General features: G+C 50.7%; 12 protein-coding genes. 5 read left to right on the top strand and 7 right to left on the bottom strand.

Features of this window, described 5'->3' with window-relative positions; translation table 11 throughout:
* From ACXJJW_RS02475 to ACXJJW_RS02450, 6 genes are all read right to left on the bottom strand, one after another.
* Positions 1-627 (bottom strand): hypothetical protein (locus tag ACXJJW_RS02475; protein WP_456474140.1); only part of this gene is annotated, 627 nt, incomplete at its 3' end.
* Positions 624-1,265 carry a hypothetical protein gene (locus ACXJJW_RS02470; RefSeq protein ID WP_456474139.1) on the bottom strand — a complete coding sequence of 214 codons (642 nt, stop codon included), beginning with the start codon at positions 1,263-1,265 and terminating at the stop codon, positions 624-626. The genes ACXJJW_RS02475 and ACXJJW_RS02470, both read right to left, overlap by 4 nt.
* Before the next feature lie 4 nt (positions 1,266-1,269).
* The gene (locus tag ACXJJW_RS02465) at positions 1,270-2,187 is read right to left on the bottom strand and encodes a coiled-coil domain-containing protein (protein ID WP_456474138.1); all 918 of its coding nucleotides are present in this window, start codon (positions 2,185-2,187) and stop codon (positions 1,270-1,272) included.
* A 51-nt stretch (positions 2,188-2,238) separates the two neighbouring features.
* Complete coding sequence (locus ACXJJW_RS02460) at positions 2,239-2,802, bottom strand: CBS domain-containing protein (protein ID WP_456474137.1); 564 nt, start codon at positions 2,800-2,802, stop codon at positions 2,239-2,241.
* Positions 2,803-2,838: 36 nt separating this feature from the next.
* Positions 2,839-3,321 carry a KEOPS complex subunit Cgi121 gene (gene cgi121 / locus ACXJJW_RS02455; RefSeq protein ID WP_456474136.1) on the bottom strand — a complete coding sequence of 161 codons (483 nt, stop codon included), beginning with the start codon at positions 3,319-3,321 and terminating at the stop codon, positions 2,839-2,841.
* A gap of 35 nt (positions 3,322-3,356) precedes the next feature.
* Entirely contained in the window at positions 3,357-4,457 is a 1,101-nt protein-coding gene (locus tag ACXJJW_RS02450) for an AAA family ATPase (RefSeq protein ID WP_456474141.1), read from the bottom strand.
* 86 nt (positions 4,458-4,543) lie between these two features.
* Here ACXJJW_RS02450 and ACXJJW_RS02445 point away from each other — a divergent pair, with 86 nt between their 5' ends.
* From ACXJJW_RS02445 to ACXJJW_RS02435, 3 genes are read left to right on the top strand one after another with little or no spacing between them, the layout of a single operon-like run.
* Entirely contained in the window at positions 4,544-5,077 is a 534-nt protein-coding gene (locus ACXJJW_RS02445) for a DUF4416 family protein (protein ID WP_456474135.1), read from the top strand.
* Between the two features lie 14 nt (positions 5,078-5,091).
* Positions 5,092-6,438 carry a two-component system sensor histidine kinase NtrB gene (locus tag ACXJJW_RS02440; RefSeq protein ID WP_456474134.1) on the top strand — a complete coding sequence of 449 codons (1,347 nt, stop codon included), beginning with the start codon at positions 5,092-5,094 and terminating at the stop codon, positions 6,436-6,438.
* Between the two features lie 28 nt (positions 6,439-6,466).
* On the top strand, positions 6,467-7,129 hold the full coding sequence (locus ACXJJW_RS02435) for a response regulator (protein WP_456474133.1): 663 nt from the start codon (positions 6,467-6,469) through the stop codon (positions 7,127-7,129).
* Here ACXJJW_RS02435 and ACXJJW_RS02430 read toward each other — a convergent pair.
* Entirely contained in the window at positions 7,126-8,013 is an 888-nt protein-coding gene (locus ACXJJW_RS02430) for a tRNA-guanine transglycosylase (RefSeq protein ID WP_456474132.1), read from the bottom strand. The two genes, ACXJJW_RS02435 and ACXJJW_RS02430, sit on opposite strands and share 4 nt — an antisense overlap.
* Before the next feature lie 113 nt (positions 8,014-8,126).
* Between ACXJJW_RS02430 and ACXJJW_RS02425 the strand changes: the two genes are divergently transcribed.
* Positions 8,127-10,331: a hypothetical protein gene (locus ACXJJW_RS02425; protein WP_456474131.1), complete on the top strand. Its 2,205-nt coding sequence runs from the start codon at positions 8,127-8,129 to the stop codon at positions 10,329-10,331.
* 4 nt (positions 10,332-10,335) lie between these two features.
* Positions 10,336-10,663, top strand: a 328-nt coding sequence (locus tag ACXJJW_RS02420) for a hypothetical protein (RefSeq protein WP_456474130.1), incomplete at its 3' end; no start/stop codon positions are given.

Raw genomic sequence — 10,663 nt, 5'->3', positions numbered from 1 at the left:
CTTTGTATAGGTGAAGAAGTGCCCCTCCTGCGCTGCTTCTCCTATGGATGCGAGTCTTTCATAGTCGGGATATTCTTCCCCCTTCTCTCTGAGAAGTGCGAGCAGAGTTTTAGTGTCATCAATGGGTGAGTACTCTATTCCAATTGCATCGCAGCGCTGGCGCAGAACCTCGAGCAGTACCTCATTGCCCAGGATAGCAGCCGGGTCCTTCATGTGATTTTCGAGCAGCCTCCTAGCGCTGCGCAGTAAATCAGAAAGCACCCGCCTCTTAAGCCTCGCCTTAAGCTTCAGCGCTTCACTATCTGCAGCCCTTTCAGCTGCCCTGAGGATGCCGGCCTGCCTCTCCAGCAGCGTCTTCAACCTCTTCGCATCTGTACTGAAAGCAGACAGGAATCCGGGCATAGCGGAGCCGCGCTTTGCGAGGTTGGATATTATCTCCTCCGCGATGGTTTTATCGTTTATAAAATCCCTGGTCAGCTCAGAATCCCGGCCGAAAATCTCTATAAGCGAATTTACGGCACGCAGACTCCACTCCCTGTGCCTCCCTGCAAGTTCTGCGTAATTTCCGGCTTCTCTAAGCCTCTCACCCTCCTCTGCAAGACTTGCAAACTCAGAAGCGAGGCTCATAGGTCCTCCACCGACTCCCACAGAGAAAGCCTCTTCGTGAGCTCATCAACCTTCTTCTTGAGCTCCTCATTTTCGGCTTCAAGAGCTTCAATTCTTGCTTCCTTTGCTTCTGAAAATTTGGATACAACCTCCTTGGCCTTCGACTTAATCTCCTTCGACTGCTCCTCAAATCTCTTCCTCACATCTTCGAGCTCTTTCTTGTAGCTCTCCTCTCTTTCTTCTACTTCACGCCTGAGATTTTCAATCTCCTTCTCGAGGGTGCCTACCTTTTCGCGATACATCTCTATGGTATCCCGCATTGCACTTACATTGAGCAGTTCCTCGCTAAGCAACTTCTCCTTTTCAGCAACTTCCCTCTCCCTTGCCTCGATTTCCTCCTTCTTGCCCAAGTACTCCCTCTCAAGCTCCTCAACCCTCGCCCTCAGTTCGCCCACTTCCCTCTCAAGAGCCTCCTTTTTAGAGAACACCTCAGCCTTTTCGTTGTCGATTTCCTCAACCCTCTTCTTCAATCTGTTAATGCTCACCATGGCTCTTCTGAGCCGGAGGGCAAGGAAGATTGCAACCAGGAGGGGTAGAGCGGCAGCTGCCGTATGCACCGGGGTAAACTCCTCGCCAAGGAAGTAAAAGAGCACAATCATGTCATCACAGCCTGTCTATTTCCATCAATCTTATCTGCTCCCTGAGCTTCTCGTTCTGGGTCTTGAGCTTCTCAACCTCTTCGCGCAGAGATTTTATAAGTGCTTCCTTGTCCTCCATCACCCTCTGCACAGTCTCCTTTGTTTTCTCCTTGAGTTCCTTTATCCTGCGCTCATGCCTATCCTTCTCCTTTTTCATCTCTGCCCTGAGCTTCCTGATTTCTTCCTCCTTCTCCTCTTCTACCTCCTCCCTGGCAGCCTCAATTTCTTCGACGTGCCTCTTCTCCATGGCCTTCATCTTGTTTTCAAGTGCCTTGAGCTTGAGCTCATACTCGTGCCGCAGCGCCTCTGTTGCCTTCTCCCTGTCCAGAATCTTCTGCTCATACTCCTTCCTGAGGGTGTTCTTCTCCTTCTCGGCGCTGAGCAGCGCCTCCTTAACCTCCCTTTGCCTCTCCTTGAGCCTGACCTCAAACTCCACCTTCTGGGCCTGCATCTTCTCAATGTACTTTTCCTCTACCTCTTTGCGTTCCAGCTCAAGTTCGCCTATCTTCCTCCTCAGAAGCTCTATCTCATCCTTCAGTGCATTTAACTTGAGAAGCTCCTTCTCACTTGCCTTGACCCTCTCCTCAACTTCCTTCTCCCTGGCGGCGCGTTCCATCTTCTCCCTTTCCAGCGCTTCTCTGGCTTCAGCGAGCTTCGCCTCCATAGCGCGCTTCTCCTCCTCCAGGGCTTCTAACTGTCTGAGGAGTTTTGCCTTCTCGGCTTCGGACTTTTCAAGCGCCCCCATCCTCTCATCCCTTTTTGACCCGCTCCTGCGCCTGTAGAGGAGGGCAAAGGCAAAAACAGCAACCGCAGAGGCGGCGATATAGGTAAGGTTGGGTAAAACCACATCCTCCAAGGCAAAGCTCAGGTCGGTTAAATCCATGAATTATGAATAAAGGGTATGCATAAATAAACCTTTCCTAATCTCAGCGCGCTACCTTTCCATGAGCCTGAGGAGGTCTGCCTTGGTCACTATGCCCTTAACCTTGCCCTTCTCCACAACAAGCACTGCACGGTTGCTCTCTATGAGCTTTGAGACCACCTTTACGTCGGTATCCTTGCTCACCGTGGGGAACCCCTCTCCCATCACCTCGGCGACACGCTTCACTCTTATCTTTGAGGGGTCGTCGAAATCCAGAGCCTCAAGCACTTGGTCTTCGGTGATATTGCCCACCTGCACATAATTTTCCAGCACAGGAAGCTGTGAAATACCGTGCTTTTCCATAAGCCTGGAAGCCTCGCCCAGTGTATCGTCTGGCGATACATGGATAACCGGAGTTTTCATTATCCTCTCCACAGGAATCTTTACCTTTACGTCCTTCTCCTTCAGGGCGTTAACTATCTTCCTCAGTGTTGATAACCTGGGGTCTATATCTCCAGCCTCTATCCGTGCGATGAGCGACTGGCTAACTCCTGCCCTCTCAGCAAGCTGAGTCTGCGTTAATCCCAGGCGTTTGCGGAACCTCTTCAAATCCTCCGGTGTTGGCAGGTCGAACATAAAGAACTCTCTATACCTCTGTTAATAAACTTTGTGTTACTCCGCAGCCATGAGGGCTATTCTCTCCTTGATGAGCTCCCTGAGTACACCCGCACGGCTCTGGAAATTCGCCTCCGCCAGGGTCTGAATCTCTACCTCTGTTATGCCGTACATCTCCTTGAGGCGCTGGTACTTCTCCTCTGTCATCTCCAGCACATCCTCACACTCGCGGCAGGAGTAGTGCTCCAGAAATTCCTTTGGTATCTCCTCGGCTACGGCAACAACCTCCCTCGAGCCACGAATACCAAGCCTCTCAAGGGCAACCTTTATCTGTCTGTTAGCCGAGGCGCGCACCATCACCTCTATTAGAAAATCAGTTGAGATGTTTTCACCTCTCTCGAAGGCCTTCTTTGCCTGCTCCACTGCAAACTCCAGGTGCTCTCTGCCAGCCAGGTTGTGAGCATCGAGAAGCTGTATTCCATATCTTTTCGGAGCCTCAGCCCCAGGGGGTGAATCGCAACGCAGGGGAAGTATCTGCATGAGGAGATTTTGGATGGGGTGGATAAAAAGGTTTCCTATGCGTACAGCTCTTTGGGCTCAGGCATAACGGGGATGCGCTTTAGCGCGTACTCAAGATGCTCCCTTTTAATCTCCGGCGAATCTTCCAGAATAGCGCGGTGAAGTGCTACTTTGAGAAGCTTGTCCTTGAGGTCCCGTCCCGAGAAGTTGTGGGTGCGCTTCGCGAACTCCAGCAGGTCTGCATCCACAGGTAGCGGGAGCTTATGTGCATAGTGTTTGAGTATCCTGTGCCTCTCCTTCTCGCTTGGGAGCTGGAAGAGTATCTCCTCTTCGAAGCGGCTCCGCAGGGCGCGGTCCAGTAGCGTGGGGTTATTTGTCGCCGCGATGGTTACTACACCCAGGTTCTCGTGGATGCCTTCAAGCTCAGTGAGCAGCGCATTGACCACCTCGCTTACATCTCCACGGATGCTCTGGTAGCTTCTGTCCAGACCTATTGCGTCGAGCTCATCTATAAACACCACGCTCGGCGCATTCTCCTTGGCTGCAAGGTAGAGCTCATGGATGCGCTTGCTGCCGTCGCCCACATACTCGCCTATTAAATCAGTGGCGCGTATGAGGAAGAGTCTGGCAGAGGTTTCATTTGCAAGAGCCTTTGCGGTCATGGTTTTACCCGTGCCCGGGGGACCGTAGAAGAGTACATTCTTTGGGGCCCACTCGCCAAAGCGCCTTGGCTCGCGGAGGTACTTCATTATAATTCTGCACTTGCGCTTCACATCCTCGTGGCCGATTATGTCACTGAAGGCAACCTTTGCCACCGGCTTCCGCTCGGGCTCAGGCTTTTCCACATAAATCAGGGTATCCTCGGTTATTGTAACTTCTCCGCGAGGCAGAACCTTCACCACCTCAAAGGCGTAGTCAGGAATGAGACGCTGGTCGAAGAGTATATCGCCCCTTGCCACGGTCGCACCCAGCCACTGCTCCTTGGCATAAATCTCAAAAAGCTTCTCGTCACTTATGCTCAACGGCGTTGTGCGAGAGATATCGCGCAGCGGGTAACCTCGTGGCTTAAGGCGCACATAGCGTGCAGGTCTTGCCTCTTGAGGTTCCCTCTCCCTCTTCTCCTTCTCTCGTACCTTGACCGCAATCCACTCATCCAGAAAGGTCTGTATATCTCTGCCTCCGGTATCTTTACATCCTCGCTGCCAACATTAATGTCTATAACCAAATTTGATAAGGTGGTAGTATGGTTTTATTCCGGGCGAAGCTGTTCATTGCTGCGATGTTCAGTGAGGAGAGCGCTCTGGAAAGGGCGATTGCAGAGCTGGAGGAAGCCTTTGGCAGGGTGGATATCCGGAGCAGGATCTTCGAGTTCAACTTTACACGCTACTACGAGGCAGAGTTCGGCAGAGGACTCAAAAAGCTCTTTCTTGCCTTTGAGAAGTCTGTGGACAGGGATAGGCTGGTTGAGGCAAAGCTCATCTGCCTGGAGATTGAGAGGGCGCTTTCAGTGGGGCAGAGGAGGAGGGTGAATTTAGACCCCGGCTATGTTACGCTTGGTAATGTGGTGCTCTCCACCACGAAAGAGCGCGCTCACAGAATTTATCTTGGCCGCGGGATTTTTGCAGAGGTGGCGCTGATATACGCAGAGGGAAGGTATCAGCCTCTACCCTGGAGCTACGCCGATTATTGCACCGAGGATGCACAGCGCTTCTTCCTGGCAGTAAGGGATAAACTCAGGAGAAACCAGGGGATTTGGCGGTTAAAGAGCTTTAAATAGCCTTCTAGTAATCTTTGGAGAGGGTCAGATTTCATGAGTATAGGATGGGTCTTGTGAATACGGTCAGAAAGTATATTCTTGGAATAAGTATCTCCCTCTTCGGGATAACCATCTCTGGAGCTTATTTCAGTTATGAATATATCGTATCCGGATGGGAGGGATTTTATCATCATCTTTTCGAAGATTTCTATGAGCATGTTACAATACTGGTCCTCACCATTCTATTTCCCCTGGTGGGCTTTCTGGTGGAGCGCTCCATTGAGGAGCGGCGCCGCTTCGAGGCAGCGTTGAGAGAGCAGAGCGAGTTTGTTTCCAGCATCCTCAACACCGTGGACCTCGCCATAAGCACCACCACCTTCGATGGATACATTCTCTCATGCAATCGCAGCGCTGAGCAGATGTTTGGCTGCACAGAGGAGGAGCTGGTGGGGAGGCACATCACATCCTTTTTTGATGATGCTTCGGAGGCGGAGAAGATACTGGAGATAGCGATTGAGCATGGAAGTTTTGACGGGGAGGTCACGCTTAAGCGCAGCAATGGCGAGACTTTCCCCGCCTACCTCAGCATGAGGCAAATTTTCGACGCCAGCGGCAGGGCGAGGGCGCTGATAAGTGTTGCAAGGGACATAACCTCAGAGAAGGACAGGGAGAGGCTTGAGAAGCAGATTTTTGAGGCAGAGAAACTGGCATCTATAGGTCAGCTTTCCGCCGGCGTTGCGCATGAGATTAACAACCCGCTCACCAGCGTGAGCCTGATTACAGAACAGCTTTTGCGCGAGGTTGAGACAGAAAAGATACGTAGGAAGCTGAAGATTATAGAGAGACAGGTGGATGGGGCAGCGAAGATCGCCAGGAGTCTGCTGAACTTTGCAAGGCAGGTTACACCTGAGATAGGGGATGTGGATGTAAACAGCCTCCTTACAAGAGTGCTCGAAGAGCTCAATGTTCAGATGAGGAACATCACCCTTAAAAAGGACTTTGGCGAGCTGCCTCTGATTAAGGGTGACGAGCTTCAGCTTAAACAGGCGTTCACAAATGTGATACTCAACGCCATTCAGGCGACAGAGGGGAAGGGAGAGATAAGAGTTAGCACAGGTGTGAAGGATGGTGCGGTTGTGATAAAAATTAGCGATAACGGAAGGGGGATACCAAAGGAACACCTTTCCAGGATATTTGAGCCCTTTTTCACCACGAAAGAACTGGGCAGGGGTACCGGCTTGGGCCTTGCTATAGTGCACGGGTTTATTGAGAGGCACGGCGGCAAGATTGAGGTGGAGAGTGAGCCTGGGAAGGGCACAAGCTTTATAATAACACTTCCGGTGGAGCTTGATAGAAAAAAAGATATATTAAAAGGAACATAATTAAAGAATAATTTAATGGGGTAAAATCATGGCGAGGATACTAATTGTGGATGACGATCCACAGATTTGTGAAACCCTTGCGGAAATTCTCTCCGATGAGGGATTTGAGGTAGAATATGTTCTTTCTGGGGAGGAAGCTCTGCAGAGGATTGATAGCAGGTATTACGATGTGGTCATAACCGACCTGCTTCTGCCCAAGATTGACGGAATGGAGATATTAACCCACGTTAGGCGGGTTAAGCCGAAGATGCAGGTTATAATGATTACAGCCTTCGCCACCATTGAGAACGCCGTTGAGGCGATGAAGCGTGGGGCAAATGACTACATTGCAAAACCATTCAAAATAAATGAGATACAGTCGGCGATAAAGCGGGTGCTCGAAGAGGCGAAGTTCAGGGAGGAGTTCATCTCAGCACCCCGGGATGTGGAGAAGGAGATTGAGACAACGCTTAAGGTGCTGGCGAATCCCATACGTAGAAATGCTCTTAAGGTGATCGAAGTGGAGGGGAGGGTGCCCTTCAGCAGAATACTCAGCAGAATCAACATAGAGGACCCGACAAAGCTTAGCTTTCATCTGCGCCAGCTCAAGGAGGCAGGGCTGGTGGACCAGAACACAAACAAGGAGTACTTTATTACCGGCAAGGGGAAGAAGGCACTTAGCATCCTGAGAGAGCTTATGGGAGCCCTTTAGGGTGCAACGCTGGTGTACCTCTCCAGAAATTTGTACTTTTCTTTATAGAGGATGCGCAGCACCGCCTTCGCCTGTGTGGATGTGTTTGCACTCATCTCTACCTGCTTTGTAAATCTACCTGTGCGCATATTCTCCCTTATCTCGGCCATAAGCGAAGAAATAACAGATATGTTATGCTTCACCAGCCCTTTCTTCACTTTTTCTTTGTCATTTGCAGCGCATACGCTGCAAGTGCAGGGAAACTCCTTCATTCTCTCGATGGGGTAGCTTTCATATTGGGTGAGATAAAATCCACGCTGCGCTGAGCTTATGGCATGGCTTGCGTCGAGCAAATCCACTCCCATGTATATAAGTACGGGGAAGAGCGAGGGGGGAGCGCCAGGCAGGTAGAGCGCAGTGTTTGGACTTACCGCCTCTCTTACGCGTGTAACAACCTCCAGCAGCAGCCTTGGGCGCTGGCACAGCTTTGCGCCGTTGGCTAGGCAGAGCAGTTTTCGCGACGCTAACTTCTGCGCAGCAAGCTCTCTCAGCTCGGGGTACCTGCCACCTTCTATAACCGCGCCATACCCGGGGTACTGCTCAGCCAGTGCGAGGGTCTTCTCAACCCCCAGCTCTGCCAGCTCTCTTGGAATGTCGAGCCCGAATCCAGCGCCGGGCAATATGCCAAAGCGTCCCATCTTCGTCCTCCCGGCGAGGGTGCCATAGTGGACCACAACAGGCGCCTTTGAGGTGCGCACCCATCGGGGGGCTATGTAGGCCTCATGCTTTAAGCGCGAGGTGGCCGGGGTTATGTTGAGCAGGAAGCTGGGGGTGGAAATCTTCTTGTCTTCGTAGTGCCATGTTCCCAGGCGAGCAGGTCCGGAGTGGGCAAGTATCTCCAGCATGAGCTAAGCTTGGATTTTCTGCTATAATAAGCTTTGGAGGCTGAGTATAGCACAGTGTAGTGTCCTGCGTAATATTTTTATATGTTTTATACAATAGTAGTAATACGAATTATATGGAACGGAAGATTTTGTTAATAATCGCAACTTCCCTTATATTTCTACTAACTTTTACAGGTGTTTTTGGACAGGTTCCCTCTGAATTCCGGCAGGCGGTACCTGAGAAAGATTGGATGGAGCTTTATTGCTACGAAGCCAAATATAGAGGCGGTGAGGCAGTGGCCAAACTCGAGGCCATGGCAGAGCTCCTGCCTCCGCTCATCGCTGAAGTAGAGGATGTCGGCGTAAAAGTTAGTGTTCCTGATTATGCAGCCATGGCCAGGGATTTAGAGTCCAAACTCGATGCGGTCTGCCAGCAGGAAAGTTTGGAGGCGACACAGGCAAAACTTCAAGAGTTTATCTCAGCCGCGGAAGATGCAAGGAGCGCGGGAAACGACCTCCGCAGCCAGATCGAGCCACCACTAGTGGCCAAGGGGGAGGAACTCAGGAAAAAACTTGAAAAAGAACTGAGGCCTGAAGGCGAGGCCATGGGCAGGGAAGCAGAGGCAAGGCTGCGAGCCAGGGCTGAGCAGGAAGCCAAGGCAATAGAGGCGGAGCTGAGGGAGAGGATTAAGCAGGAAATCGAAGAAGAATTGAAGGCGAGGGCTGCGGCCGGAGAATTCGGGGAGAAGCCTGATATGGAGAAGTTGTTAAAACTAGGGCAGAGGATGGGGGAGGAGCGAGGGAGAATAGAGGGGGAAAAGGCGAAAGCTGAATTAACAGCAAAGTATGAAGCCCTGGCCGAGGAAGAGCGTGCGCGTATAACGAAGCTGATGGAGGCTAAAGCCGATGAAATAGGGGGAGAGGAGTTAAAGAAGCTTAAAGCCATCCGCCACGGCTTTGAAAACTTTGAGATTGAGTTGGGAATCGTTTCTCAGGCAAAGATGGTCCGCTTCAATGAATACAGGGATAAGGCCATACAGAAACGGAAGGAAATCATCCGCGCTATTGTTGAGAACCAGATAGAGGAGGGGAAAAAACAGATCCTGGCCCATAAAGAAGAGATTGATAAAGCACGGGCCGAGGGCAAAGACATCCCCACCGCAGAGGAGCTTGTTGCCCAGCTTGAAGCAGATGAGCAGGCTTTGATAGACAAGCTCGCCGCTGGCGAAACCAGCGAAGCCGATATCCGCCAGGCAGTGGAAGAAATGCGTTCTAAATGGGATAAGGTGAGGGGTGAATTGGAGAAACTTCAGGAACAGGGCGCGGCTGAGATTTACAGTCGGCTGAAAACAGAACTCGAGAGGAATGGGTACACAGAGGATAAACTCAAGGCCCTCGATCCCGGCGTAGGGGTCTGGCAGGATTACTTGAAGAAACTTCAGGCGAGGGGGGAATGCCAGGGTGCAGAGACAGTCCAGGGCGGTGAAGTACAGTTCCTGGACACCTTTGATGATTTTAAAGATGGAAGCATCGATGGGCAGGAGGGCTGGTATGTGATCCAGGATGAAAATACCCTACAGGAAATTCAGGGAGGAAAAGCGAAAAGTGGTAAGGCCGTACGCTTCTATGATAACAATCCATCATATGGGAATAAGGTCGCAATATCCAAGAATTTTGATGGCTCTCCTCAGGGAAGCATTGAGGTGGATATAATGGCCTCCTCGGAGAGCAACGGAAATCCCAAGTTCCATATCATCGTGGGCGATTTCAACCGCGGAGAAAAGATTTATACGTATTTCCTCACCGATGGCCATTTTGGATACTGGGCCAGAGGATTCAAGCATTTCCCCAATGATTTAAAATATGAGCTTGATAGGTGGTATCACGTTAAGATAGAATGGCACCCTGACCAGACTTTTGATTTTTATGTGGATGGACAGAAGCTAAATTCAGCCCCCTTGAAAAATTCATATTCTGGTATGACAAAGATAGATTCCGTCCGCTTTTATTCAGACTTCTGGGAGGCCAACCCCGAAAGTAGTAAGTACAGGGGAAACCGCTACGGTGATTATCCATCACTGACTCCCTCGGTGGTTTATGTGGATAATGTGAAAGTAACCACCACCCCCGGAAAATCATCGATGTGCGCAAATTTGGTTTCCCTGGCAAGACTTGAAAACGAAGCCCTGAGCACGCTGAAGGAATTTTTATCTTACAGTCCAGAATCAGGTACCGGCGAACTACTGGAGTACAAAAACAATCTCCTGGAGAAGGTTGGCGATTACCGACGGAGTTCTGAAATATTTAAGGCGAAATATAAACCAAAACTTGCAGGTTAGAAAAATGACAGCTAATAATATTCCCCTCATTGCCCTGGTCGTTGCAGTCCTAGCCCTGAGTGGATGCGTCGGGGAGCAGCCGGAAAAGGTTGTAAAGGTGGAGGCAAAAGAGTTGACGCCTGAAGAGGCGACGGAAAACCTGTCTGAAATTGATTTAATAGAATCCCCGCTTGCCCCACTTGATTTGCCTGAAATGGGACTGAATATCCCATCTGATTTCCTGGACTTTAATTTTATGGAGAAGCTGGACGTTTCCCCGGAGGATTTTGTCAAACTCGAGGAACCGGCGATAAATATTGACGCAGTCCCCAGCATGGGGGGCGCAGATATAG

Source organism: Candidatus Pyrohabitans sp. (assembly GCF_054014795.1).
The sequence above is the reverse complement of the archived record's forward strand: the minus strand, read 5'-3'. Positions and strand labels throughout refer to the sequence as shown.